Below are 26,457 nucleotides of genomic sequence, written 5' to 3'. Positions count from 1 at the left end.
CAAATGGAATTGAAAAACAAATATGCTTTGATTACGGGTGGTTCTTCTGGGATTGGTGAAGCTCTTGCTTATGAACTCGCCAGTGTAGGCTCAATCCCAATTTTGATTGCGAGAAAAGAAAATGAACTTAAACGAGTTCAAAGTGAAATTAGTTCACGTTATGGCATAAACTCATTTTCTTTTCCGTGTGATATTACTTCTTCGTCAGATAGAAAAAATCTCAAACAGTTTTTAGAGGAATTCACGAAGATTGATTTATTGATACATAATGCGGGAATAACCAATCATGGGAAATTCGAAGTTTCAACGGAAGAAGCTTTGAGAAAAACATTCGAGATCAACTTTTTTTCTGTGGTAGAAATCACGAGGATAGTCTTACCAAAAATGAAATCAATGTCTCAATCATCCAATGAAAAGAAAATGATTGTTTTGGTTTCTACACCAAGTGGTTTATTTGGAATTCCTGAGCGTTTTGCCTACTCATCAAGTAAAGCAGCAGCTCAACTCTTTATAGAAAGTATTTCTTACGAACTCCTTCCTTATCAAATCAAAACTTGTATTGTTTTTCCCGGCTATACAAAGACCAATTTGAGAAAAAGCGGAATCACAAGTGATGGACGACCATTGGATGAAGAACAAGAAAAAAACGCAAAATCTCCCGAAGAAGTAGCGAAAATCATAGTCAATGCCATTCAAAAAGAAAAGAAATATGCCTTTACAAATCTCACGGGAAAATTTATCTTTTATGGCAGGGTTCTTTTTCCGGAGTTTTTAGAAAAATTGATCTTAAAGAAAACGGCTAAAAATTAGGTTTGTAGTTCTTCGAGTTCTTTCTTTTTGAGGATTTCGATATGAGCTTCAAGAATGTTTCTTATGTGATCAGAAAGTTCATCCACACTCATGTTTTTATATTCATCAGGATAAACGGGATTACAAACCATAGCCCAAACCTTTCCGGGGTAAATTCTTGGAATTTTTCTTATTCGATCTACTGGTATAATGTATTGAGAACCCCAAATCACAATAGGTTGTAAGACTACATTTGCTTTTTTAGCAAGTATAAAAGAACCCTTCTTAAATGGTAGGAGTTTGCCATCAATCTTTCCTCTCGTTCCTTCGGGAAAGATAATCACCGACTTTCCGTTTCTGATTTGTTCTGCGGCTTCAAACATGGATTGCATTGCTTTTTTTTTATCTTCACGTTCTACGGGAATATAGCCTGCTGCTTTCATCGAAGGACCGATAATGGGAATACTAAAAAGAGACTTTTTTGCCATCCATCGGAAGGAAATATCTAAGAAGCTATAAAATATAAAAATATCAAACAAACTTTGATGATTGCTTATGATAATGGAAGGACCAGCTGTGTATATCATCTCTTTGTTATAAACTTCTATTTGGATTTTTGAAAATTTCAATATAGTTCTAGCCCAACGAATAGCAAACTTATGCACTTTTTCTTCGTTTTTGGTGATGATATAGGGAGCAGCAATGATACTATAAACTATGGTGATCAAAATCATTCCGAGCCAGTAATACAAAGACAAAATTAAATTCGTTGTTCTTTTTTTTTGTTTTAAAAACTCTTTTATATTTATGGCTATTTCATTCATATTTTGCTTTGATTTTTCTTGATTTTAGCTTGTTTGTCAATAATTAATATCATTCGTGATATCATAACGAAAAACTTAAATTTGAATTGGTTATTTTTTTAAATCCTCTTTGACATTTGGTAATATGAAGGCTAATGGGAAAAAAGTATGAGTTTTGACAATCAAAGAAACATTTCTTATCGAATGAAAGATCCAGTGATATGCCCAGTTTGTGGCATGAAATACTTTAAAGAAATGTTATTGACGGGGGGAGGTAGGCTTATTGCGGGAAACTTGACTCCTGAATTGAGAAGGCTTTATGTTCCTTCGAAAAAGTTTGGGGTGGTGATTCCTTTGATTTATCCCATTTCGGTTTGTCCTAGTTGTTTTTATGCATCCTTTGGTGAGGATTTTACGAAACTACAAGAAGAAGAAGTAAGTAAAATCAAGTTAGAAACCTCACAACGAAAAGACGGAATCCAAAAAATTTTTGGCATGTTGAATTTTGAAGAAAATCGGAATTTGGTAACTGGAGCGGCTTCTTATATATTGGCATTGGATTGTTATCAAAAACGTGGTATCCAAGTAGCACCTACCCCAAAAAAAGCTGTTATTTCCTTGCGTGCAGCATGGTTGATTGGAGATTTGCACGAGAAGTTCCCCGATCTTGGATATGATAAGATACAAAAATTTTTGTATCATAAAGCAATCGTGTACTACAAATCCCTTTTGGATATAATGAGTTCTGGAGTTGAACCTCACGATCAGTTTGTGCATCTTTTGGGTCCTGATACCGACAAAAACTGGGGATTTGATGGTGTGATCTATTTGAATGGATATTTGAATTTTAAATTCATAGAAGAATTGACATCTAACGATCAAGAAAAATTAAAGCTACTGGAAAATTCTAAACGAATGATTGGAAAACTTTATGGGATGGGAAAAGCATCAAAAGCAAAACCTTCTACCATTATGAACTTAGCAAGAGATTTATACGAATCCATTAATAAAAAAATAGAAGAAATCACTGGGGAAAAAGTAACCGAGTAAAAATGAAGTATGCTTTAACCATCGCTTATGATGGAACTAAATTCGTAGGAATGCAAATTCAAAAGGATGATATCACCGTTCAAGGAAAAATCGAAGAGGCTCTCAAAATCCTCTTTCGTTATGAAGAACGGATTGCTATGGCAGGTAGAACTGATTCTGGGGTACATGCAACAGGTCAGGTTATTAGTTTTCGAGCTCCAGGAGAAATTCATCATTTAGAAAAATTCATTAGTTCGTTCCATGCCTTAGCAGGTCCCCATATTAGTGTGATAGACGTACATCAAGTTCCGAACAATTTCCATGCGAGGTTTGATTGTATTGCCCGAGAGTATGAGTATCTGATTTATTGCGGGAAAAAAAATCCCATTTTTTTGGAAAATAAAGTCTGGCATATATACGAAGAGATCAATCTTTTCGAAATCCAAAAAGAAGCAGAAGCTCTGATTGGAGAACATGACTTCAAAGCCTTTAGTAAAAAGTCGAGTGAAGTTACGATCAGATATTTGGAATATATCAAAATCCAACAGATAGAAGAACCATTTCTGGGACTATCACTATATTCGATCCGTTTTCGTGGAAATGCATTTCTTCACAATATGGTGCGGATTATTGTGGGTTCAATGGTTGACCGTATTTTGGGAAAACTACCTTATTCGCTAAAAGAAATTTTGGACTCAAAGGACCGAACTAAAGCAGGAAGGACAGCTCCAGCAGAAGGACTCTATTTTCGAAGTGCATATTACCCAGATGTTCCAGAGTTGAAAAACTCAGGTTTGAAGTTATTGAAAAACTACCCTGTATTTGGTAGCTCTTATTACAAAGGAACCATGAAAGTTACAGAATGAAGAATTTTTGCAAAATTTAAGATTTTGTTTGTCTTTATAGTAAAACACCATTTTTTCTGATCATCACAAGGAGAAACAAAAAATGAATAAAAAAATGGTCATAGCAAGTTTTTGGGTAGTATTGATTTTAGTAGTGTTTTTAGATTGCAAGCAGAAGGTTCAAGAGGTGCAAAATCCCCAAATCAGTGAACCTATAGCAAAAGTGCAGTTTATTCAAGGCGATGTGTATTTGTTTAGAGGAGAGGAAAAACGAAAACTCCAAATCAACGAATTCTTATTCATGAGCGATGCAATCCAAACTGAAAAAAATTCAATAGTGGATATCATTTTTAGAAATAAAGGGATCGTCCGACTTAATCAAAATACGAAAATAGAACTCCAAGTTTTGTCAGAAGATAAAATACAACTTCGTCAAGACTCAGGAACAGTCATTAACCATTTGAAAAAACTAAGTGATAAAGAATCCTATACAATCACCACTCCAACTTCAATAGCAGCGGTGAGGGGAACAAGTTTCATCGTAAAGGTTAAGGATTCAAGAAAAACAGAATTTGCTTTAATTGAAGGTAAAATTGAGATCCAAAATCAAAAAGGACAAAAAGTAATCATAGATAAGCCTGGAGAAATAACGATAGAACAAGACAAGGAGCTCAAAGAAGATTTATTGAAACCACTTTCAAAAGAATCAATACAGATACTAAAAGAAATTGCAGCAAGTGATGTAGGAAATGTTCAAGAATACGCAAGCTTCATTCAAGAAATCAAAAATTCTACTGCTTTGAAAGAAATCGCAATTGATGAAGATTATGAAAAAAAAGTAAGTGAGTCCGTCTTTAAACAAAATAAAAAGTCTGTTGAAAAAGTCCAGTCAGCAGAAAAGTTAGTCATCAAAAGAAATACTCAAAATGATCCTTTAAAAATCCCAGTAAATGAGGATTATCGAAAGGATAATTAAAGTAAGTGAAATTCTATAAATTTTTTTTAATATTTCTTTTCATAAATCCTGTTTTTTCCAATCAAGAGTATCGCTACCAGCTACAGAGCGATACCGTAAAAATCGCTTTTGGTGGCGATACTCATTTTGTTTGGGGGATAGAGGAATATCAAGAGAGAAAAGGAATTAACTCTCAAATATCGTATATCAAAGAATTGCTACAACAGTTTGACTTTCGAGCTCTGAATTTAGAAACAGCCTTTTCAAAAAATGCAAAGTCGGTTGACTTTACCAACTACGTTTTTCGAAGTTCACCAGAGCAGATTCAAGTATTAAAAGACTTAGGTTTGAATCTGGCTATTTTTGCCAATAATCACTCAATGGATTTAGGTTTGCAGGGTTTACAGGATACGATTAAACACTTTCAGGAATATCAAATTCCTTTTGTGGGGATGGGAAATGATCTCAACCAAGCGTTGGAACCCTATATTGTCGAAATTCACGGTGTAAAGTTTGCTTTTTTTGCCATTTCTTTCATAGGAAGAAAAGAAGATTTTGCTGATGGAAAAAAATCAGGCATAGGAAAAGTTCATCCTCTCTTGTTTCAGAAAATAAAAGATGCAAAAACAAAACAAAAAGTAGATTACGTTTTTCTTTCTGTGCATTGGGGCATGGAATATCAACCCTTTCCTTCGGAAGAACAAAAACGTTGGAAGAATCAGTTTTTTCAGCAAGGCGTGAATTTCATTATAGGACACCACCCCCACATCCCTCAAGGGATTGAAGTCTATAACGATAAAGCAATTGTTTATTCATTAGGAAATTTTCTGTTTGGTTCATTGAACTACTATCAAGATAATAACATCGTTGCTGTTTTTCATTTCGATAGAGCTTCTAAGAAATTTATTGGGATCGAAGTCTTTCCCATTTCGGGTAAAAACCGCAAGTATGACTTCCAGCCGAAACTGCCAACATACGAAGATAGAAAAGAACTATTCCAAAAATTATATATTTTGAGTAAAAAAGAACAGCCCAATCAAACAATCTTGATTTCTAACACATGGGATAGTATGTTTTTCAAAGTGCCGGCTGAACAATAGGATCCTTTGGCGTGATAGGAATTATCTGTGGACAAGTAGCGTTTTGAGCTTCTTGCAAAAAATCTAATTTGTATTTTTGGAGGTGTTTTTGATTTTGATTTACGAACAACAAAAATTCTTTCGTATTTGCACAATAGAACTTTTTTACATCTTCTGTGATTTTGGTTTGGATCTCTTGAAACTCTTTTTCGGTTTTGAAATGATTCAGAAACATGTTGAAGAATTCTTTACTTGCATTTTCGATTTCTCCAAACCTAATAAAAGCTTGAAAGCGTAAAACAATCATTATGGGAAGACGAGAGTTTTTTGTAACATCAATCAACTTAGCGATAGATTTGGTGTTTTGGTGTTTTAAAGATAATTCAAAATAAGAAACCAAAAATTCTTCATGTTGAAAATTTCGATTCAGAGCTTCATAATAAGATTCAAGTGCTTGTTCAGGAGAACTTTTTTCTAAAATCAAACCTTTTAGATAAAAAAACTCGCCATAATTGTCCCTCATTTTTATACAACGCTGGATTTCATTTAGCGCCTTTGATGTTTCATTTACGAGATAGTAGGTCTTTGCTAAGTTAAAACAATACACAGGATGGAAGCGATTTAACAATACAGCTTTTTGAAAAGATTTCAAAGCATTTTCATAATCAAAATTAATACTTTGAATGTAACCTAACAAATTCCAAGCAGGATCAAAATCAGGATTAAGAGAAATTGATTGCTCAAGATACATTCTTGATTTGATGTAATTTTTTTGCTTGGTTTCAAAAACAGCCAAGTAGTATAAGTAGTAACTTTCGGCTTCTGGGTAAGTTTTCAAAATGTCTAATTTTTTTGAAAAGTCTTGATAATTGTCAAGAAGCAATAAAGAATTCATCTCTGCGAGGATGGATTGAATCTGTAGTTTCTTTTCGATTTTTTCGAGATCTTCTTTTTTCAAAAAATGCTCAAGAGGGACGTAATACTTATTGGTCTTGTAATTCTTAATATGGGTATTGACGTCATTCAAGAAAAAAAACAAAGGGACAAAAATGTCAAGAATCAAATTTCCACCCTTTGATGAATTTTTGCCACTCTTGATGAAGTGATTCTGGAATCAATTCCTTTATGATGGGATATGCATGATTGACAACTTCGTATTTTTGTTTGCTTCCACAATCGAGAACTATTCCTTCATAAAGAATACCGTATAACTCACGATTTTGCATAACCTCTAAGAGTTCTTTTTTAAAGATAGAATCAATCGAATGCTTCTCTTGATCCATCATATTCTTTTTGTAGTAATCAAAAAAACTTTGATGAAAAAAAGATAAGCCAATGTAATAATATTCATCAATACTTTGTAAATTTGATAAATTTATCTTATAAATATTATTTATAATTTTTTTCTTTAAAACAAATCCTTTTTCTTTCTGGTGTTCTTGATCTTTTTCTTTCAAAAATAGAACACAAATGAGATTCCTTTTTTGGATGTCAGGAAGAAAAGTAAAAGGGTTTAAACTTGGAAATAAAAGTATGTCGGAGTTAATGACTAAAAAATAATCATCAAGAAAGTTTTGGTAGATGGCATAAGAAATCCCTCCAGCGGTTCCCAAAAGGATTTCTTCTTCTGAAAAGAAAATCCGAAAATATGGAAAGTTCTTGAGGTATTCTTTAATTTTTTCTTTTTGGTAATGAAGATTGATAACAACTGAATCTACCTGCCATAAATAAAGCAAAAACAAAGAATACGTAATCATGGGATACCCCGCAATCGGAAGTAGTGGTTTGGGCTTGGTTTTTGTTAGTTCCCCCATGCGAGTTCCAAAACCCGCTGCCAATATCATGGCTTGTTTTTTATACATGAGAAAATCTTTGCTTGATTTTAGCTTTCAAATCAAAAAGATAAAGATAAATAACGTCAGGGAATTTTGCTTCTTTTTGGAGGTTTATAAGTTGATTGATGGCTGGTAAAAGGTATGATAAAAAATGCTTTTTGTTTAATTCTACTCCCAAATACAAAAAACTTCCAATGGCTTTGATAACTCGTTGGAATGCCTGCAAATAAAAAGTATGTAGTGAGTGGTCTATCTTTCTTTTTGGCATGTTTCGTAAGTCATAGTAGAAAAAAAATAATCCATTTATCAACGAGAAAGGAAGCTCTACGTAAGGATCAAAAAGAAGAGAACTCAAATCATACCAGGGAAGTCCCATTCTCGCATCTTGATAATCTATTACATAAAAATTCTTTGTTTGGATGTTCTGAAAAAGAATATTTCTTGCATGGAAGTCTCGATGGGTGAAAACAAACGTTTTTTGTTTTGTCAAAAAATCTAAGCATTCTTGCATAAAGCTATGAAACTCAAAAGTAGGTAGAGGAAGTTGATTTCTTTTTAATCTTTCCAAAAAAAATTTCCATTCAAAATCAAATTTTTCTAAGTCAAAATACCTCTTTTTTACAAAAAGTGGAATATCCTTGAGCTCATGCCAGCGTATCAATTCTTTTATGATTTCTTGATAAAAGTTTTGGATTTCATCCCAGCGCTGTTCTTTTCTGAAAGAACGAATGATATCTTCTAAATAAAGTGAACCTCCATCTTCTATTAGAAGCCATCCCTTTTGTGGCATAGAGTCAATGATTTTAGGAACTCTTAAGTTTTTTGAAATCAAGTAAAGGTTGAGTTCTAAAAAATCATCATGTTCTTTTATAAAGGGATAGGTTATGCACAAAATCAAGCTTTGATTCTGGTTCGAGACACGATAGTATTTTCGGTTGGAACCTTCTTCTGAAATTTCTGTGATAGTATAATTTTTTATGTATGTTTCTATAAAACTTTTTAAATCTTGATCAGAAAGATCCATTAATGAATCAAATCATGAATAAAGTTCCCTAATCTTTCCAATCCTTTTCGGATATTTTCTTCGCTTAGAGCATAAGATAACCTTATGCAATTATCATCACCAAACGCAATCCCAGGAACAACGGCAACATTGTGATGTTCTAACAAGAGCCGACTAAACGCCATGGAATTGGATTCGTTGGGAAGTTTTTGTTTTTGAAAACTATCATATGAATAAATTTCGGATATATCAGGAAAGATATAGAAGGCTCCTTTGGGCTTAAAAACTTTGATTTTGTTTATGGATTTGAGGATACGATACATCAAATCTCGTCGTTCACTAAAGATTTTTTTAAAGGTTTCAATGAAGGATTGATCCCCCGTTAGGGCTTCAACCGATGCTTTTTGAGCAATCGATGTTGGGTTTGATGTGCTTTGTCCTTGAATGGTATCCATCGCTTCTATGATTTCAGCTGGACCAAGAGCGTAGCCGATACGCCATCCCGTCATGCTATAAGTTTTGCTAACGCCATTGATAATGATGGTTCGATCCTTTAATGAAGGATCTACTGTAAGAACGTTGTCGAACTTTAAACCGTCATAAAGAAGTTTTTCGTAAATGTCATCCGAAACTATCAAAATATGAGGGTGTAGTTTCAGTAGTTTAACTATTTCTTCCAATAATTCTTTGTGATAGTAGGAACCAGTAGGATTGGAAGGAGAATTGATGATGATGGCTTTGGTTTTCGGGGTTATGGCATTTTTGATGTCCTCGACTTTAGGTAAAAATTCATCTTCATGTTTGGTAGTGATGATGACGGGTTTTCCCTCAGCAAACTGCACAATATCGATATAAGAAACCCAATACGGAGAAAATATGATTACTTCATCTCCGGGATTGAGTATAGCAAAAAACAAATTATAAAGGGCTTGTTTGCCACCAACACTTACGACAACCTCTTTCATGCTATAATTTAGTTTAAATTCTTTTTCGTATTTTTGGATGATGGCTTTTTTGAGTTCAGGGATTCCTCCGACAGCTGTGTATTTCGTGAAGCCTTCTTGGATAGCTTTGATGGCAGAATTTTTTATATTCACTGGGGTATCAAAATCAGGTTCACCAGCACCAAAGCCAATCACGTCTTTTCCCATGGATTGGAGTTCTCTTGCTTTTGCTGTTATGGCAAGGGTGAGGGAAGGAGTGATATTTTGCATCCTTTTTGCTAAAAAATTCATAGAGTACCATATTATTTTAAAAGATTCATGAGACAATGAAAAAAATTTATCTCACAAAATCTGTTTTTAGAACTTTATTCTACTCCACCAGCAGGACGAACATAATTGATTTCAAAAATGTCAAACTTTGTTTCTCGTAATCCCGCAATGAGAGCTTTGGATACGCCAATGTGGTATTCTTTCGTGTATTCCATAGCGGTTTTTATGAAATTTGCCATATCTTCGTTGGTAAGAGAAAAGGGACGTATTTTATCCCTTTGACGATCGTAGTAGATTCCTTCGTAAGATTTAATCGCAGTTCCCCGATATTCAAGCTGTAAGACTTTTCCAAAAAATGAATAATTTTCTACGCCACTTTTGGTAACGATGAATTTCTCAGGAAAATCTATCGGAAGATTGAGCTTGAAGGGATATGCTTTCAACACTTCGAAATTTGTTCCTAAAGCAATCGGTTCGATTCGATGGATTTTGTAGTCAATCAATATTACTTTATTGAGGTTTTCTTGGATAAACTTGATGGTTTCTTTGTTTTCTATTCTGATGCTGAATTCTACTTTTTCAATTTGGGGAGTATAACAATTCTGAAAGTCTGAGCATTCTTCATCTTCATTGTAAGAGGCGATTTCGAAAACACCTTCATAGGATTCGACAAAAATTCCTTTGGAAATTAGTTGGATTACTTTTACGATTGCTCTTCCCTCTGCATAGGTTCCGATGGCTTCGATATTTTTTATTAAAGTCAATAACAAAATACTAAAAATGATTATTCGGTGTTTCATCCTTAATCCATTTCGGAAAAATTCTATTTACAAGTAAACGATTTCATGCTCTGAGGTGTTATGAAATTTCAAAAACGAAATGGAGTTAAGTCAAACCAAATAGAAGCAAGAGCTGTTCCCGAGATTGAACTATATTTCCCTAAGTTTTCACGAAAAGAAGAAAAAAGCCTAACGTCCCAAGAAAAATGTATTTTATGCCATGGTTGTTGTATGTATATCACCGTTCCGTTAGATCCTCCTGATAATGAAGAAACTATCGAGAATTATCTTTGGTATTTATATCATCGAAATATTGAAGTTTATCTCGATCACAACGATCAATGGCAGTTACTTGTAAAAACACCTTGCGAAAATCTGCTTCCGAATGGCTTGTGTAGTATTTACGAAAAACGTCCTAAAATATGCAGAGAATATGATCCTTCTTCATGTTCTCGTGTGGGAAAAGATTACAAAGTTCTGTTCAAAACAGCCTCAGACTTTCTAAAGTTCATAAACAAAAAGAATAAAAAATAAAAGAAGGTTATCTCAACTTTTTAATCAGAAAAACTAGAACTGGAAAAATTATCAATAAGTTCGGAACTATGTTCATGTTATTGTTCTTGCTTTTTTTGATAATTGCTATATGATTGATAGTATGATATTTTTACTTTCATAGGTGTTTTATGTGGAAGTATTTTAGGTTTTACATTACACCTTTACTTTTTTTGTCATTGTTTCCGATTGTTTTTTTCGGTGGTTGGTGGTTATGGGTGCCAAGCCTTATAATTACAATAATCATGATTGTGGGCGACAGCATAAGTGGAAATGACTTATCCAAACCAAAGTATCAATACGTATTTCTTTTAAATCTTCCATTGTATTTAGCACTTCCGATTGGAGTAATGGGGCTTTTGATTTTACTTTGGTTTTCTCAGTCAGGTGATCAGGACCTTTTGTTTTTGGGGAGTTTGGTGATTGAAGTTTTTGAAATCCCAGTTTTTGAAATACGACAGGATACGAAGTGGTATCATTTGATGGGACTTGTCCATTTTACTGGTTATCTAACAGGTGGTTATGGTATTAACGTAGCTCATGAACTAACCCATCGAACTTGGAATAGGTTTTCTAAAATATGGGGAAGGTGGATCTTAGCACTTTCAATGTCCACGGATTTTTCTATCGAACATGTATATGGACATCATGAAAATGTGGGTACTAAAAAAGACCCCGCTACAGCAAGAAGAGGGGAAAATGTTTATCACTTCATTTTTCGATCTTGGTTTGGAAGCATCAAAAATTCTTGGGATTTTGAGGCTCAACGTTTGAAAAAAATCAAAAAACCTGTTTTGAGTTTTCATAATCAGGTCCTTCGTGGACATTTAATGAGCTTTTCTGTATTGATTTTTTTTATGGTTTTTGGTGGATGGAAAGGGGCTACTCTCTTTTTATTGCAAGCTTTTTGGGCGAGGGCTTTACTTGAGATAGTTAACTACATTGAACATTATGGACTTGTAAGGGTAGAAAATTCTCCTGTAGAGCCAAAACATTCATGGAATACCAACCGACGTATCTCATTTTACATCTTGTTTTCTTTAACTCGTCATTCCGCTCATCACGAAAAAGGAGATTTACCCTTTTGGGAGCTTGAGCCTTATCCTAAGGCTCCAGAGATGCCTTATGGCTATTTGACAACGATTTATTTATCATTAATACCACCCTTGTGGTTTCGTATTATAAAACCAAAATTGGAAGAATGGGATAAGCATTTTGCAAGTCCAGAGGAGATAGAATTGATCTCTGAAATGTCCAAACCAAATCCCAACTTTGCTTAGCGGAAAAAGCCAGTGTTGAAAAATCTCTTCCAGAAGAAAGAAAAAATATTTCGATTAACAATACTTCCTTTGAATTTGACCCTAACCATAGACTCAGAGAAAACCATCTTGCAATCCCTTTTAGATCAGGGGATAGCTTTTCCTCATCGTTGTAGAGTAGGAAGCTGCACCACTTGTGCTTCTAAACTAATAGAAGGTCAAGTGAAAGAACTTACAGACAAGACTTTTGTTTTAGATGAAGAAAGTCTAAAAGAAAATTACATTTTGATCTGCCAATCTATTCCAAAGTCAGATTTGATCATTGAAAACCCCAGAGCCGCAGTAACCACAAGATCAAAAGTTCAAAATTGATTTTTTCTCCAATAGAGAAAGAATTTTTCCCAAATCTTTTCAGGTTGATCGTTTTGTAAAAGATGACCTCCTGGCAGAACAAAAAACAGGATATCAGGTATTTCGGAAGCCCAAACTTGTGAATAGGAATAGGGAATGTTTTTATCTTGCGTTCCCCAAAATAGGAAAGTATGAACTTTTACTTCTTTTAAGTAAGGATTCAGAATGTAGTATCGACAAGATTGAATGTCTTTTCGGATTTTGTTGTTCCAGCGGAAATCATCAATAACTTTTGGATTTTTTTCGTTTATGATGAGTTCATCTGGTAGAAGTTGGTAGGGCTTTTGGTTTTCGAATTCAATCCCAGCAGGATTAATCAAAATCAAGGAGTCCACTTGTTCGTGGTATTTGAGTGCAAATACGGTTGCAATGTGTCCTCCCATGGAGTTTCCCACCAAAATAACTTTTTTTCTGGGCTTGATTTCTTTTAACATTGTATGGAAAAAATCAGCCAAAAACTCAATCGAGTAGTTTTGTTCAGGAATTCTTTTTGTTCTTCCTTGTCCGGGTATGTCTGGCAAGAGAGCTCGATAGGGATATTTTTGGATTAAGGTTTTTGCTAAAATCAGCATGCTATTTTTGTCAACTCCCAATCCCGAAAGAAAAAGAAAATAAGGTTCATTTTTGCCACCTACATAATACTCGATGGGATAAGATTGAATGGTGATGGATTCTATTCTAAGCTCATTTGCTATCAAAGTATTTGCTAAAAATATCCAAAGAATTTTCTTTGGCATAGATTGAAATTTTAGTAGACGTTCACAAAATCGATGATTTTTCGTCATCATGAGAAGAGCTCGGATGGTGGAACTGGTAGACACGCTACTTTGAGGTGGTAGTGCCAGCAATGGCGTGGGGGTTCAAGTCCCCCTCCGAGCATAGTCAGAAAAATCAGAACATATAGCACACAAACTACATATCGAACAACTCCTCAAACTCAAAGTAGAAAAAAAGAATTGATATTGATTATATAAAAATAAAAAGGTTAACTGGAATGACAAAAGAGTTTGTGTATCATGTCTCTGAAGAAGAAAAATTGCCACTTGTATTAAATAAAATCTACTTTTCAAAGAATCGTATTGTTCTATTTATAAAAGACAGACAACGATTGAATACGTTCTTTGATTACTTCAAAGACTATGCAATCCCCTATAGCCATTTATACACAGCAAATCAAAATTTATCTTTTAAAAACTTTAATGAAGGGAAAAGTAAAGTTTTTTTAATAAGTGATGAAAACATAGAATCAAAATCATTTTATATTTACAACTGTGATGAAGTTATCCATTATGATATTCCATCTCATCCCATAAACTATTCAAAAAGAAATGAGATAATCAAGAATCAAGAGGTGATCAAAAAGATACATCTATATTGTAATGAAAGGGAGCATCAGGATTTAAAAGCAATTGAAGTTTACTTTGATAAAAAGTTCATCGTTGGGAAAATCATACCTAAGCACCTCGAGCTACCAAAATTCATCAAAAAACCGAAAAAAGGTCAAACCAAGAAAGTAGCACGAAAAAAAGAAAAAATTCACAAATCCATGAAAAAAGAAATCAAAAGAACCATTCCAACGAAAAAAGAAGTTATTATCGTAGAATCCCAAGCACAACAACAAGAGCCATGGTGGAAACGTATTTTGAATCGTATCAAAAGTATTTTTGGAAAATCAAATTAGTTTTAATTACTTTGTAAGTTTTTGAGGTTTCTATTTCAAAATTAAATTTAATAATATTTTTTATAAATTTCTATTAATTTTCTTACATGGGTTTTCCAATCGAATTTCTTTGCTTGTTTTTTCCCTTCTTGGATGAGATGGTTTCTTAATTTACTATCATGTGTGATTTTTAAAATAGATTGTTCGATTTCTTCGGGGTTATATGGGTCGAAATAAAGAGTAGCTTTTTCGGCTATTTCTGGTAGGCTTGCCTTGTTAGAAGAAATCGTAGGGACACCACATGCCATTGCCTCTAATAAAGGAAAGCCAAAGCCTTCAATTTTCGATGGCATTATAAAAGCCAAAGAAGATGCATAGAGCAAACGAATCTCTTGTTTTGGTATGAAGGGTAGAAATAAAAGATTTTTTTCAATGTCTTTTGTAATCAGATCCTTCACATAATTAGGTACTTTACGATTAGTGCCAGCAACAACTAAGGGGAGCTTGAAGTTCTTTTCTTTCCATAGTCTTTTTAAGGCGATGAGAAGTGTGTCTAAGTTTTTGTGCTTTTTGCCGATTCCTACAACCAGCAAAAATTCATTGGGTAAATGGTATTTGTTTTTGAATTCGGAAATTTCGTTTTTGGTTGCTGGGTAGAAAACTTCATGATTAATTCCATTATGCACAACATAAATATTATCTTTGTGAAAGGGAAATACTTCTTGTAATCTTTGCTTTGTGTAGCGGGAAACAGTCACGATAGCTTTCGCTCTTCTTACAATATTACTCAGAAGTAGTTTCGCGTAGGCTTGATAATGAATTTTTTTGAATTCATCAGAGTCCAAATGAATCAAGTCATGAATAACAACGATTCCATTTGAAAGTTGAAATAAATTGGCATTATAATGGGGGAAATGATATAACCCTTTGTTGGTTTTTCTTTTTGGATAACGGATCTGTTCTTTAATGGAATAGATGGGGGCATCATAATCAATAACTTGGGATGAGGGCAAGTGAGGAAAAAACTCATAGATAGTTTGATTTTTCCCAATCAAATATAGTTCGATTCCGGGAGACTTGAGGAGGTTTGAGATCACTTCTTCGATCTGGGTTCCTATTCCTGAGTGTCCTAACATCCTTGCATCAAAATAAATCGTTAAAGCATTTGACATGAACCTATGATATTTTTTTCTTTTTCATTGTGAAGATTTTTTTACTTTTTTCTTTTCTTGTTTTGGGGTTCTTTTACTGCACGACGAAAGAAGAATCACTTTATTCCATTGAAGAATCTAATTTAAAGCTGTATTCTATGGTGGTTCTAAAAAATACAGAATGCTCAACTCAAAAAGAAATGGAGTGGATATTTTTTCCTTTAAACAAAAAAGAAGTAGATATGTGTTTTTATGAACTGTATTTTTTGAGTTGTGAAAAGTGGATAAACAATTTATTTCCCGATAGTTGTCAATTATTTAGTTTGAATTTGCGATAAAATCAAATTCCATCTCCATCCATGAAATTCCACGAAATGCTCGTGCTTTTCTCTTTGGTTTCCTTTTCTTCTCGTTGGAGTTCTGAGAGACGATATTCACTCAGAGGGAGGGACTCAGGTGGATTGACTCTGCGATTCCCTCTTTTCACGATAACTCCTGGAGCTCCGACGACAGTGCAATTAGGGGGAACGTCTCGGTTCACAATCACGGTTTCGGCACCAATTTTCACATTATCTCCCACATAGATAGGACCCAAAAGAGTGCTATGGGTTCCAATGAAAACATTATCTCCAATGGTAGGATGACGTTTGGTTTTGTGTTTTCCGGTCCCACCCAATGTCACACCATGAAACATCACGCAGTTTTTCCCAATTTCTGCTGTTTCACCAATCACAACCCCCATGCCGTGATCGCAAAAAAAACCTGGTCCGATCTTCGCTCCTGGATGGATTTCCAAGCCAGTCAAAAACCGTGAAATTTGAGAAAATAGCCTTGCTAAAAAGTAAAGTTTGATTTTATACAAAGGATGGCAAATCAAACGATGGAAAATCATGGCATGTAAGCTGGGATACAGAATTACTTCTAAACCTCTGGCCGCAGGGTCATTTCTATAAATGGCTTTAATATCTTCATACAAATAAAAGAAAACCTCAAAAAATTTGAAAAGGAAAGACTTCATGGTAATATATATAAGCAAGAAATCATTCTCTAATCAATAAATTTTTTGAAGCAAATAAAAATAAGAATAAACCATATCCAAAACCATAAATAATCGCAAGAATCCAAAACCAGCTTAGCCGACCCGTAAAGACATACCAACCTGTCAAGATAGAAATCAAAAACAAAAAAATGGATTGGTAAAGAGCTAAATCTCTGTGGAGGTTAGGTTGATTACCTATATAAATGAACGACAAAAAAATGTAAATTAGACCGACTCCCAAAAAACGAAAAAGTAAAATTAAAAATTCGGTTTGTTCGATATTCAACCATAGGAAAGTAAATCCTGGGAAAAACAAAAAAAGAAATCCCACAAAAAGAAAAGGAAGAGCTCCCATCCACAAATAAAATCGAAACTTACTAGCCCAAATTCTTTTTGCCATACATATCCCACTCGTGGATTTCTTTGTATAAGAAACTGGGTTGGATACCTCTGTTGTTTTGGTACTTACCATGTTTGTATTCAAAAAATTCACCTTCGATAGTATGATAAAAGATTTGACAAACAGGAACAAAAGGATAAATTCGAACACGCTGTATAGCAAAGATTTCTAAGGTCCAATAGCCTTTGAATCCCACATCTCCAAAACCCGCAGTGATGTGAATGAAAATCCCCAACCTTCCGATCGATGAACGTCCTTCCAACATAGGAACTAGATTATAGGTTTCCGTGTATTCATAAGTTCTTCCTAAATAAAGTCTATTGGGTTCGAGAATATATCCTTCTGGGGGAATAGTGATGGTTTCGGTTTCGTTGGGAGTTTTCATATCTAATATCTCGTTTTTGTATACGAGAAGTTCATTGTGAAGCCTCAAGTTATAGGAATTCGGATTCAATAATTTTTCTTCAAAGGGATCAATGATAATGTCTTTCCCCAGTCTTCTCTTTATTTCTAATCCTGATAGAATCACAACAACAACAAATATATTAAACTTAAAAAATCAATAAAAAAATGAATTGCATTATTTTCAAAGTCGATATAATTATGAAGCATGGCTGGGAATCGATTGATTTTCAAAACACAAAAGATTGGCAAACCTCAAGAAAAATTATCCATGCAATTGCCAGAAAAATATAAAAAGTTTCAAGGGATGGATGAAAGTGTTGAATATGCCATCGATACAGAAGGTCAAATTATCGAACAATATCACGGACCAACCATCGAAGAGATTGAACAAGAATTAGAAAGATATAAACGTGAAGTTGAGGAACAAATACAAAAACAATTGGAAGAGTCTCAGCGAAGAGCGAAAGAAATCGAAGATCAAGGGAGAAACTTAGCCTTTCAACTGACACAAGAAGCAAATGAAAAAGCGAAGCGGGAAATCGAGAAAGCTCGACTGGAGGCAGAGCAACTCATACAAAGAGCAAAGACCGAAGTAGAAAGAATGATCAAAGAAGCTGAGATGAGAGTTGCAGAGATTGAACATGAAGCTTACCAAAAAGGATATGAAGCTGGAAGAGAAGTGGGTTTCAAAAAAGGTCAAGCTGAGGTTCGAAGGCTTATTGATCGATTAGGGGTAATCATTGGACAAGCAATTGACATTCGAGAAGAAATCATCGCTGCATCAGAAAAACAAATGGTGGAGATGATTTTAATGATTGCAAGGAAAGTTATCAAAGACGAAATTGCAGAACGAAAAGAAGTAGTTCTCAATAACATCCGTGAAGCTCTCAAACGAATTAAAGATCGAGATCGTGTCAACATTCGGGTCAACTTTGCTGATCTAGAATTGACTACAGCTCATAAAGATGAACTAATCAAGATGATGGAGTCTTTGAGGAAAGTAAATATTTACGAAGACTCAAGAGTTGATAGAGGAGGATGTATCATTGAAACTGATGTGGGAGCAATCGATGCAAGGATTTCCACACAGCTAAAAGAAATAGAAGAAGCTATCCGAAATGCTGAGCCCTTACGATAACATCGAGCTAAAAACATCAAAAGAATTTTTGGTTTAATTGAGCTCAGGTCTTTTTTCAAATGGATAAAAGTGATCAAAAGTCAATGTAAGAAAATGTCAAAATACACTTGATGCTAAAAGAGAATCTAACGATGTGAAATCATGAAGCTCCTCGAAGATGTCTATTTGGAACCGGAAAAAATCCTTGAGGTTCTGAATTTTCGTCATGCTTGCAAGAAATTTGATCCTGATAAAAAAATCTTAGAAAAACATTGGGATGTGATATTAGAATCAGGAAGACTTTCGCCTAGTTCTTTTGGTTTGGAACCATGGAAATTCTTGGTGATACAAAATCCGAAAATGCGAGAAGAACTCATTCCAGCGTGTTGGGGAGCAAAAACCCAATTTCTTACAGCCAGTCATGTAGTAGCGATTTTAGCAAGAAAAAATGTTAGGTGGGATTCTGAATATCTACTCTCTCATATGAAAGAAGTTCGAAAGTTAGATGCGGAAAGTATCAAATCCAGAATTGAGAGGATACGCTCATTCCAAGAAACACAATTTGAGCTTTTGTCTTCTCCGACAGCTCTTTGGGAATGGTCGGTTCGACAAAGTTATATTGCTTTGGCAAACATGATGACTATAGCTGCACTATTGAAGATTGATTCTTGTGCTATTGAAGGTTTTAATCGAAAAAATGCACAAGAAATCATCAAAAATTGGTATGATGTGAGTTGGGATGAGTGGGGGCTTGCAGCTTTTGTAGCATTTGGATATCGAGTCGAAAATCCAGGAAAAAAAGCTCGTTGGCCAAGAGAAAAAGTAATTGATCAAATAGAATAAGAATTGCTAAATATAATTTATAAATTTCTTTAAACATCATAAGGTCGCACAATGGGTTTAGTCAAACTTTTGCATTCTTCCAAAAGGATTTGAATTTCTCTTCTCAGAAGATCCGTCAGATTTTTCACTGCGGTTTTCTTGGATTTTTTGTATTCTTCGTATGAGTTTTTTATAGAGATGACAGGGCTAAAACGAACAATTGCTTTTCTCGGACGAAAGGGGGACTGACCGAATAAGTATTCTTCATAATGTTTTAACCATTCAAACATTCTTTCGGCAGTAGGATAGGAAATTAGATATTCTGTGTGGATTGTGATGAAGCTATAAGCCTTCAAACATTCCTTTTGCGCCCATTCAATCTCTTTTTTTGACATGTTTGGGAGTCTTGGGTCTGGATAATTCACAAGCTTCATTTCGATGATTGACAATAAGTAACGTAATTTTTCGATGGCATTTGCTGAATAATCATATCCTTGAATTTGAAATTTTTTTGCGATTTGATCTAAAATCTCATGTCGGATTCTTCCAATGCGATAATCCCATCCTTTTTCAACCTCTGGTGTGATTTGGTATTCTTTCTCTGCTTGCTCGAGTAAAATTCTTCCTATTGTGAGTATTCTTTGAAGAAAATTCTTGTTTTTGGGATCGATACCTAATAGCTTTTCTATTCGTTGTAATGATTGATGGAGCTCCCCTTTGATTTGAGCATCTGTGCCAGTCAGAATGTATTTTACAAATGCTGGAAGAATAAAAATGTCTTCGTCTGGTTCTTGTTTTCTTATATCTTCGTAAGCCCAAAATGCCAACTGGACAACTCCAGGCTGAAACGGCATGAGGTTATCGTTTTCTCCGCTGGTGGGTTCGCCTTCGGGAAATAATACCAATTTACTACCACGTTGTGATAAAATTTTTCGTGAAGTTTTTATGGATTCTAAATCTGTGGCTCCGGGTAGCACTGAAAATGCACCAACGTTTTGAATAAACTTTCCGACAAGTCCGTTTCCCCAATCGAAAACTTGTCGAGAAGCCATGTAATAAAATCTAGAACCAATCACATTTGCTACATAATAAGCAACAATAGGTTCAGTAGTCGTAGGATGATTACTTGCATAAATCAAGCGATGGTTCCTTAAAGTTCTTAAGTAATTTTGATGTTCTCGTGAGATTTCAATTCCATCCAAATTTTGTATGAGTTTTGCTAAAATAGGAAAAGTCAAATCAATTATCCAAAGTAAAGGTAAATTAAAACTTGGTGGTATGAATGCTTCCATTCCAAAGGGAAAATTAGAAACTATGTAATATCCTTCAACTAAAAAAAGATAGACAAAGAAATGAAAGAGTGTTTTTTTTCAGCATGGTCACTGCAACATTACTAAAAGCAGAAAATCAAGTCCAAGTAATCGATAATATTGTTCCTACATTGGATAATCCATTTCGAAAACAAAATCAAACAGAAGAAAAAAAGGAATTCCTCACTCCCTATGACAAAGCCTTAAAGATGGGAAGAGAACTAATACAAAAACCTTTAGAAGGAGGTGGAATATCCAGAATCATCATTCAACATCATAAAAACCGAATGACAGTTTTTGAAAGGATTCAGGTCCTAACAAAGCAATATCCAACCTACTTATACCAAAACTGGGGTAAATATTTAGATGGTGCAAGCATCGTCACAGCAATCATCAATATCGACGGAAGGGATGTAGCAATTTATGGTCATGACTTTACAAATCGTGCTGGTTCAATGGATGCCACAAATGGAGAGAAATTAGCTCGTTTGATTTACCTTGCTGGAGAAAAAGGAATCCCTTTGATTGGAATGAATGACTCTGCGGGAGCATATGTTCCTGCAGGTGTAGGGGGATTGGATGGGTATTCGGAAGCCTTTTATGCTATGAGGAAAATTTCTGGAGTGGTTCCAAGCATCATGCTCATGTTTGGTTTTAATGCTGGGGGTGGTTCCTATTTGCCAAGACAAGGTTCTTTTGTCATCCAACCTCAAGATACTTTCTTTGGATTGACGGGACCTCAAGTTATCAAAGATGTTTTGGGAGAAGAAGTTACACCTGATGATTTGGGAGGTCCAAAGGTTCATAGCCAGAGTGGTGTAGTGGATGTAGTTGCCAATGATGAACTGGGAGCTCTACGAAAAGCACTCCGACTTTTAAGTTATCTACCTGATAATAACCACAGTATGGCACCTTATGTTCCTACTAGTGATCCCATTGATCGTTTCATCTACGAAGAAGACATCCTTTTGAGAAAAACCATTAACTCTCCGACAGGTTATAACACTCCTTTTGATATTACCCTTTTGATTCAAAACATTGTCGATCATGGTGAATTTTTTGAGATTCAAAAATATCGAGCACGAAACTTGATTTGTGCCTTTGGTCGTATTGGTGGACATGTAGTGGGAATTATGGCAAACAACTCTGCTGTGGCAAGTGGCCAGATTGATATTCATGCTGCATATAAAGGAGCAAGGTTCGTTCGTTTCTGTAATCTCTACAACATCCCAATGATTTTCTTCGAAGACACGACTGGATTTTTACCCGGTAAAGAACAGGAAACAGGAGGTATCGTTCAAGCTGGTAGAGCTCTCTTGGATGCAATCATTGATTTACGAACACCACGATTTTTAGTGATTGTTCGAAATGCTTTTGGTGGTGCGTATGCATCTTTTAACTCCTATCATGTGGGAGCAGATATGGTTTTTGCTTTCCCAACAGCTCGAGTAGCTGTGATGGGTCCTGCGGGTAAAGACTTTGTTTATAAAGAAGAACTCAAAGCCGCAAGAGCCGAAGCCAGAAAATTAGAAGCTCAAGGAAAATTCGAAGAAGCCAAACAACTACTCCAAAAAGTCACTAAAGAACTTTCCGAACGATATGAAGAAGAACTCATGAACCCCAAGGAAGCCCTTTCGTTGGGTTCAATTTCTCAAATCATCATGCCGGGTGAAAGTAGAAGAGTTTTAGCGGAAAATCTCAATTTCTTTTTACGCCACTACAAACCAACGCCGTTTACAGAACCTCAAAGAGAATTTCATTAATATGCCAGTTTTTGTCACTGGCACGGATACAGGTGTTGGAAAAACCATCACAAGCGGCTACATACTAAAAAAATACCATCAGAAGTACAAAAACCTTCGATACTGGAAGCCTGTGCAGACGGGCTTCCCACCTGATGATGATGCCAAAACAGTTCTTGAAATTAGCAATTTATCGGAAAGCTGGATTTTGCCGGGTTGGAAGTATCGAGCTCCCGTAAGTCCCCATTTCGCTGCTGAACTCGAAAACACAGAAGTTCCTTTGTCAACTTTGAAAGAAGCATACTACAATTATTCAAAAGAATATTCGTTATTGATAGAAGGAGCTGGGGGAATTCTTGTGCCTTTAAGTAGAACTTACCTCTGGATTGATTGGGTTCAAGAATTGAAAATCCCTGTTTTGATTGTGGCAAGAAGCACCTTAGGAACCATCAATCATACTTTACTAACCGTAGAAGCTCTAAGTAAACGAAACATCCCGATTATTGGCATTGTATTCTGTGGTAGATATGATGAACCCTATATTCATGACAATCGAAAAATCATTTCCGAATTAACGAAACTTCCTGTTATTAGCTATTTTGATATTCATAAAGACACAAACATTGATGTGGATCCTAACTTCATTATTGAAAAATATTTATAAATATCTTTAACTATTTCTTGTATTTTTCTTTGTAGATTTGATCCAAGATAGGTTTGAGTTTTTTTGCGATCTCTTCATATCCTTTTTGGTTGAAGTGTAGTTTGTCGTATCCTGTTGATAGAAAATCAGTGTTTTTTCGATAGTATTCTTCTCTGAGTTTTGGAACCTCTTCATCAGAAAGGATTTCCCATAGATCAAAATATATAGCTTTGGGATATTGTTTAAGTAAATTTTGGATTTTTTGATTAAAGTAAGGAGTTATAGTATTGACTTTCCATGATAAAACGGGTGGGATACTTGCAAAAATGATATAGGTATCAGGAGATTGTTGAGAAATTTTATAAAAAATTAAATTTAAATTATTTATAATTAAATTCAAACATCTCCCTCCGAGTAAATCATTCCCTCCTATGGAAAGAAAAATGACATCAGGCTTTAATGCTAAAATGTCTTCGTCCATAGAGGTAAGAAACAGAATTGTGGTTTCTCCTCCAATGGCACGATTGACTACATTATACTCAGGAAAGTAGGAACGATAAATCTCTGATTCAAATAGAGCTGAGGTGGATTCTCCTGCAATAACTAAAAAAGGTTTTTCTTTTACAGGAGGGAAGTTCTTTCGGATATTTTCTCGAAGTTTTAAATAAAAAACATTGGTTTCTTTTTCTAAGAATCCCCTTTTGCACTCAAAACCTGGCTCAAAATAATTTTTTCCTGGTTCTGATTGATCGAACTCTTCCCCAAGGGTTTTGCAATAGCTAAAAATAAAAAATATGAAGACAATAAAGAATTTTACTTTTTTCATTTGCATTATTTATTTTCGAATGAATTTTGTTGTCGATTCGATTTTATGGATTGTTTGAGGACCTTTTTCAATTCCCTTTTTCGTTTCCACCTTTGGATCCATGTTCTGATGATTTTGGGTTTTTCCATGCCATGAGTTTCTAACCAGTTTAAAATAATGGGAAAGATTTCTTCGGGGGCATATTCTCCTACCGACAAACACAAATGACCATAATCTTCTTTGAATTGGTATCGTTTTCCAGCGATTACGAATTTTTTGTTAGGAGATTTGATGGTTTCATACACAAATCGAATCTGAGATACGGGAACAACATGATCCACGGAACCAGCAATTAGCAGTGTGGGAATTTTGATGTTTTCTAAATTCTTTCGATAATTGATAGTTTTATCCAGCGAGAGCTCTTGTTTGGTTTTAGCCCATAGTGAGAATTGATCAATAATTCCTTGATTTATAGGTTCAATGCAATTCGCTAATAAATCTTTGATGGTTTTTCTTTTTGTGTTTTCGGGATTGTATAAAAATCGATCCATAGGAGTAAATAAAAACTTTCCTAATGGGGAAATCAGTCGAGAACCCGAACGTAGAGGCACAAGTTTATTTATCCAGGGATGTTGAATGACATGTTGTAGAACTTTGTTATTAATATAGTCAGCTTTTCCGGGACTACCTAACGTGATAAGAGTTTGGATTTTTTTTGACTCAGGTAGTCCCATTCCACAAATCCCATAGCCAATCATGCCTCCTAAGCTAAAGCCTACCCAGTTCACAGCTGGAGCTTCCGTGAGTTCTATCACTTTTCTTATGATTGCGGGAGCATCGTAAAGAACATGATCATCAAAAGTAAAGTATTTGCCTTTTTGTTTGCTGCCTTTGAAAAAAGCTAATCCAGAACCTCGAAGACTCACAACAAAAACGGGAAACCCTCGAACCTTCAAAAAAACCGCTAAACTGTGAAATTCATCTAGATCCAAGGCATATTTGTTTTGAGCAATGCCATGAACTAAAATTACAGGTAGAGCTTTTTTTCTCGGATATCGTGCTTCGTGGTAATGCAAAGGAAGATACCAATTATCTTCTGTGCGAGCAAAAAAGATTTTATCTGCTAAATCCGAACGATGTAGCTTTTTTCTTATTAGTGGATAACTTAAGGGCAAAAAAAGAAAGTAAGTAAATAATCCCACAATGAGGGCAATCGTAATGCTACCAGAAAGAAGAATCAGAAGAATAATCACCAAAAAAGCAAAAAAAAGAGAAATGACTGATTCTTGGTTTTTCTGCATTAGGAGTAGGTTTTAAAAATTGATTTTTATGTCAATTCGTATTGATGCAGAGCGATATCTAAGAAAAGTCAAAAAGTTTAAAAATACAAAAAATACGTAGTATTTGTCATTCACTTGCTCTGAACGAGAATCAAATAACCCAATGGAATTCTTTAAATTCCTACTCCATCAAAGCTAATCTTCGAGAAAAAATCATATTTTGTGTTATTGAGATTTAGAATCATTTTATGAAAAATTTTTGTCATTTTTCTGAGATGAATTCTAAAATGTCTTGCTTTTTTATTTTGGATTAATAGAGTATTAAATCAAAATTCAGATCATAGGGGTGAAATATGAAATCCCAAGTCAAAACTAAGGCATCAAAGGCTAATGAGTATGAAAGTTCTCAAATAGAGAGAAACTCTATTTGGGGACGCATGATGAATAAAGGTTATTCGCGAAAAGAATTTTTACAGTTTTGTGCTTACGCAGCAGCAACAGCAGGAATCGCACTTTCTGATTTGGATAAAGTCATACATGCGATGGAGCGAAAAAAGCGACCACCAGTGGTTTGGATGCATTTCCAAGAATGCACGTGTTGTAGTGAGTCTTTCATTCGAGCTAGCCATCCTATTGTAGCCGACGTTATTTTAGATAAAATTTCATTGGATTACACAGAAACATTACAAGCAGCGGCAGGTTTTCAAGCTGAGAAGTCGTTAGAAGATACCATAAAAAATTACAAAGGAGAATACATTGTTCTTGTGGAAGGTTCTATTCCCACAAAAGATGGTGGAGTTTATTGCACAATAGCAGGGAAAACAGCTCTACAAATTTTAGAAGAAGTCACAGAGCATGCTGCGGCTATTGTAGCATGGGGTAGTTGTGCGTCTTTTGGTTGTGTACAATCGGCAAGGCCTAATCCTACGGGTGCTACGCCTGTTCATAAGTTAACCTCGAAGCCAGTGATTCGAGTGCCGGGTTGTCCTCCGATTGCTGACGTGATGACGGGTATTTTGACACATATCCTTGTTTTCGGAAAAATCCCTGATTTGGATTCTCGGGGTCGTCCAAAGGAATTTTATTCTCGACGAGTTCATGATACTTGCTATCGAAGAGCGAATTTTGATGCAGGGTTATTTGTTGAGTCATGGGATGATGAAAATGCAAGAAAAGGATATTGCTTGTACAAAATGGGATGTAGAGGTCCAACAACCTATAATGCTTGTGGAACTATGGAATGGAATGGTGGTGTGAGTTTTCCTATCAAGTCTGGTCATCCATGTATTGGTTGTAGTGAAGATAATTTCTGGGACAATGCACCGTTCTATCAACGATTGGGTGGAGTTACTGAACTCAGTGCGGAAGAAACCGCCGATACCATTGGTATTGCTTTAACCGTTGGTGTTGGTGCGGGTATAGCAGCTCATGCTATAGCCACAAATTTAAGAAAACGTAAATTAATCACTCAACAATCAGACAGTGAATCAGAATCCCATAAAGAAAAAGAAAAGTAATCAATAAGGAGGT

General features: G+C 35.0%; 29 protein-coding genes and 1 tRNA gene. 16 read left to right on the top strand and 14 right to left on the bottom strand.

What is annotated here, in order from left to right:
• The first annotated feature begins 3 nt into the window (after nt 1-3).
• Nucleotides 4-810 (top strand): SDR family NAD(P)-dependent oxidoreductase, encoded by an 807-nt coding sequence (locus tag NZ853_00405; protein ID MCS7204138.1) that lies wholly within the window; start codon nt 4-6, stop codon nt 808-810.
• Here NZ853_00405 and NZ853_00400 read toward each other — a convergent pair.
• A complete protein-coding gene (locus NZ853_00400) occupies nt 807-1,613 on the bottom strand; it encodes a 1-acyl-sn-glycerol-3-phosphate acyltransferase (protein MCS7204137.1) in 807 nt (268 codons plus the stop codon). The two genes, NZ853_00405 and NZ853_00400, sit on opposite strands and share 4 nt — an antisense overlap.
• 147 nt (nt 1,614-1,760) lie before the next feature.
• Between NZ853_00400 and NZ853_00395 the strand changes: the two genes are divergently transcribed.
• The 4 genes from NZ853_00395 to NZ853_00380 all read left to right on the top strand — a co-directional run bounded on the left by NZ853_00395 (nt 1,761) and on the right by NZ853_00380 (nt 5,521).
• A complete protein-coding gene (locus NZ853_00395) occupies nt 1,761-2,642 on the top strand; it encodes a DUF2225 domain-containing protein (protein MCS7204136.1) in 882 nt (293 codons plus the stop codon).
• A gap of 2 nt (nt 2,643-2,644) precedes the next feature.
• Nucleotides 2,645-3,487, top strand: coding sequence for a tRNA pseudouridine(38-40) synthase TruA (gene truA, locus NZ853_00390; protein MCS7204135.1), 843 nt, complete (start codon nt 2,645-2,647; stop codon nt 3,485-3,487).
• Between the two features lie 82 nt (nt 3,488-3,569).
• Nucleotides 3,570-4,442, top strand: a complete 873-nt coding sequence (locus tag NZ853_00385) for a FecR domain-containing protein (protein ID MCS7204134.1) — start codon at nt 3,570-3,572, stop codon at nt 4,440-4,442.
• Between the two features lie 5 nt (nt 4,443-4,447).
• Nucleotides 4,448-5,521, top strand: coding sequence for a CapA family protein (locus NZ853_00380; GenBank protein ID MCS7204133.1), 1,074 nt, complete (start codon nt 4,448-4,450; stop codon nt 5,519-5,521).
• On the opposite strand, the gene NZ853_00375 is transcribed toward NZ853_00380, so the two are convergent.
• The 5 genes from NZ853_00375 to NZ853_00355 form a co-directional block, all read right to left on the bottom strand.
• Complete coding sequence (locus NZ853_00375) at nt 5,499-6,563, bottom strand: hypothetical protein (GenBank protein ID MCS7204132.1); 1,065 nt, start codon at nt 6,561-6,563, stop codon at nt 5,499-5,501. The two genes, NZ853_00380 and NZ853_00375, sit on opposite strands and share 23 nt — an antisense overlap.
• A complete protein-coding gene (locus NZ853_00370) occupies nt 6,553-7,362 on the bottom strand; it encodes a sugar phosphate nucleotidyltransferase (protein ID MCS7204131.1) in 810 nt (269 codons plus the stop codon). Before NZ853_00370 ends, NZ853_00375 begins: the two co-directional genes overlap by 11 nt.
• On the bottom strand, nt 7,355-8,359 hold the full coding sequence (locus tag NZ853_00365) for a phosphotransferase (GenBank protein MCS7204130.1): 1,005 nt from the start codon (nt 8,357-8,359) through the stop codon (nt 7,355-7,357). The genes NZ853_00370 and NZ853_00365 overlap by 8 nt, the downstream gene beginning before the upstream one ends.
• Nucleotides 8,359-9,573: a pyridoxal phosphate-dependent aminotransferase gene (locus NZ853_00360; GenBank protein ID MCS7204129.1), complete on the bottom strand. Its 1,215-nt coding sequence runs from the start codon at nt 9,571-9,573 to the stop codon at nt 8,359-8,361. The genes NZ853_00365 and NZ853_00360 overlap by 1 nt, the downstream gene beginning before the upstream one ends.
• A 74-nt stretch (nt 9,574-9,647) precedes the next feature.
• A complete protein-coding gene (locus tag NZ853_00355) occupies nt 9,648-10,352 on the bottom strand; it encodes a hypothetical protein (protein ID MCS7204128.1) in 705 nt (234 codons plus the stop codon).
• Between the two features lie 60 nt (nt 10,353-10,412).
• Between NZ853_00355 and NZ853_00350 the strand changes: the two genes are divergently transcribed.
• The 3 genes from NZ853_00350 (at nt 10,413) to NZ853_00340 (ending at nt 12,514) form a co-directional block, all read left to right on the top strand.
• Nucleotides 10,413-10,865 (top strand): YkgJ family cysteine cluster protein, encoded by a 453-nt coding sequence (locus NZ853_00350; GenBank protein MCS7204127.1) that lies wholly within the window; start codon nt 10,413-10,415, stop codon nt 10,863-10,865.
• 149 nt (nt 10,866-11,014) lie between these two features.
• Complete coding sequence (locus NZ853_00345) at nt 11,015-12,163, top strand: alkane 1-monooxygenase (GenBank protein ID MCS7204126.1); 1,149 nt, start codon at nt 11,015-11,017, stop codon at nt 12,161-12,163.
• A gap of 12 nt (nt 12,164-12,175) precedes the next feature.
• A complete protein-coding gene (locus tag NZ853_00340) occupies nt 12,176-12,514 on the top strand; it encodes a 2Fe-2S iron-sulfur cluster-binding protein (protein MCS7204125.1) in 339 nt (112 codons plus the stop codon).
• On the opposite strand, the gene NZ853_00335 is transcribed toward NZ853_00340, so the two are convergent.
• Nucleotides 12,505-13,290, bottom strand: coding sequence for an alpha/beta hydrolase (locus NZ853_00335; GenBank protein ID MCS7204124.1), 786 nt, complete (start codon nt 13,288-13,290; stop codon nt 12,505-12,507). The genes NZ853_00340 and NZ853_00335 overlap by 10 nt on opposite strands.
• A 58-nt stretch (nt 13,291-13,348) precedes the next feature.
• On the opposite strand from NZ853_00335, the gene NZ853_00330 reads away from it, so the two are divergent.
• Both NZ853_00330 and NZ853_00325 read left to right on the top strand, forming a co-directional pair.
• Nucleotides 13,349-13,432, top strand: a tRNA-Leu gene (locus tag NZ853_00330).
• Nucleotides 13,433-13,547: 115 nt separating this feature from the next.
• Complete coding sequence (locus tag NZ853_00325; GenBank protein ID MCS7204123.1) at nt 13,548-14,234, top strand: helicase-related protein; 687 nt, start codon at nt 13,548-13,550, stop codon at nt 14,232-14,234.
• A gap of 47 nt (nt 14,235-14,281) precedes the next feature.
• Here the strand turns inward: NZ853_00325 and NZ853_00320 are convergent, their stop codons facing one another.
• Entirely contained in the window at nt 14,282-15,385 is a 1,104-nt protein-coding gene (locus NZ853_00320; protein MCS7204122.1) for a glycosyltransferase family 4 protein, read from the bottom strand.
• 29 nt (nt 15,386-15,414) lie between these two features.
• Here NZ853_00320 and NZ853_00315 point away from each other — a divergent pair, with 29 nt between their 5' ends.
• On the top strand, nt 15,415-15,702 hold the full coding sequence (locus NZ853_00315; GenBank protein MCS7204121.1) for a hypothetical protein: 288 nt from the start codon (nt 15,415-15,417) through the stop codon (nt 15,700-15,702).
• A gap of 2 nt (nt 15,703-15,704) precedes the next feature.
• Here NZ853_00315 and NZ853_00310 read toward each other — a convergent pair whose 3' ends face one another.
• From NZ853_00310 to dcd, 3 genes are read right to left on the bottom strand one after another with little or no spacing between them, the layout of a single operon-like run.
• Nucleotides 15,705-16,382, bottom strand: a complete 678-nt coding sequence (locus NZ853_00310) for a serine O-acetyltransferase (protein MCS7204120.1) — start codon at nt 16,380-16,382, stop codon at nt 15,705-15,707.
• Nucleotides 16,383-16,404: 22 nt separating this feature from the next.
• Nucleotides 16,405-16,803, bottom strand: a complete 399-nt coding sequence (locus NZ853_00305; GenBank protein MCS7204119.1) for a hypothetical protein — start codon at nt 16,801-16,803, stop codon at nt 16,405-16,407.
• Nucleotides 16,781-17,332: a dCTP deaminase gene (gene dcd / locus NZ853_00300; protein ID MCS7204118.1), complete on the bottom strand. Its 552-nt coding sequence runs from the start codon at nt 17,330-17,332 to the stop codon at nt 16,781-16,783. Before dcd ends, NZ853_00305 begins: the two co-directional genes overlap by 23 nt.
• An 81-nt stretch (nt 17,333-17,413) precedes the next feature.
• Between dcd and fliH the strand changes: the two genes are divergently transcribed.
• Entirely contained in the window at nt 17,414-18,346 is a 933-nt protein-coding gene (fliH, locus tag NZ853_00295) for a flagellar assembly protein FliH (GenBank protein ID MCS7204117.1), read from the top strand.
• A 141-nt stretch (nt 18,347-18,487) separates the two neighbouring features.
• Complete coding sequence (locus NZ853_00290; GenBank protein MCS7204116.1) at nt 18,488-19,168, top strand: NAD(P)H-dependent oxidoreductase; 681 nt, start codon at nt 18,488-18,490, stop codon at nt 19,166-19,168.
• A gap of 29 nt (nt 19,169-19,197) precedes the next feature.
• Here NZ853_00290 and NZ853_00285 read toward each other — a convergent pair whose 3' ends face one another.
• On the bottom strand, nt 19,198-20,439 hold the full coding sequence (locus tag NZ853_00285) for a 1-acyl-sn-glycerol-3-phosphate acyltransferase (GenBank protein MCS7204115.1): 1,242 nt from the start codon (nt 20,437-20,439) through the stop codon (nt 19,198-19,200).
• Nucleotides 20,440-20,666: 227 nt separating this feature from the next.
• Here NZ853_00285 and NZ853_00280 point away from each other — a divergent pair, with 227 nt between their 5' ends.
• Nucleotides 20,667-22,220 carry an acetyl-CoA carboxylase carboxyltransferase subunit gene (locus NZ853_00280; protein MCS7204114.1) on the top strand — a complete coding sequence of 518 codons (1,554 nt, stop codon included), beginning with the start codon at nt 20,667-20,669 and terminating at the stop codon, nt 22,218-22,220.
• Between the two features lies 1 nt (nt 22,221).
• Nucleotides 22,222-22,863, top strand: coding sequence for a dethiobiotin synthase (gene bioD, locus NZ853_00275; GenBank protein MCS7204113.1), 642 nt, complete (start codon nt 22,222-22,224; stop codon nt 22,861-22,863).
• A 10-nt stretch (nt 22,864-22,873) separates the two neighbouring features.
• On the opposite strand, the gene NZ853_00270 is transcribed toward bioD, so the two are convergent.
• Together NZ853_00270 and NZ853_00265 are read right to left on the bottom strand one after the other, a co-directional pair.
• Nucleotides 22,874-23,668 carry a GDSL-type esterase/lipase family protein gene (locus NZ853_00270; GenBank protein MCS7204112.1) on the bottom strand — a complete coding sequence of 265 codons (795 nt, stop codon included), beginning with the start codon at nt 23,666-23,668 and terminating at the stop codon, nt 22,874-22,876.
• A 5-nt stretch (nt 23,669-23,673) separates the two neighbouring features.
• Complete coding sequence (locus NZ853_00265) at nt 23,674-24,948, bottom strand: alpha/beta hydrolase (protein MCS7204111.1); 1,275 nt, start codon at nt 24,946-24,948, stop codon at nt 23,674-23,676.
• A gap of 332 nt (nt 24,949-25,280) precedes the next feature.
• Between NZ853_00265 and NZ853_00260 the strand changes: the two genes are divergently transcribed.
• Nucleotides 25,281-26,444, top strand: a complete 1,164-nt coding sequence (locus NZ853_00260) for a hydrogenase small subunit (GenBank protein ID MCS7204110.1) — start codon at nt 25,281-25,283, stop codon at nt 26,442-26,444.
• Nucleotides 26,445-26,457 lie beyond the last annotated feature (13 nt).

Source organism: Leptospiraceae bacterium (assembly GCA_025059995.1).
In the GTDB taxonomy this organism is placed as follows: Bacteria; Spirochaetota; Leptospiria; order Leptospirales; family Leptonemataceae; genus SKYB61.
This window is presented reverse-complemented; position numbering and strand designations above follow the sequence as displayed.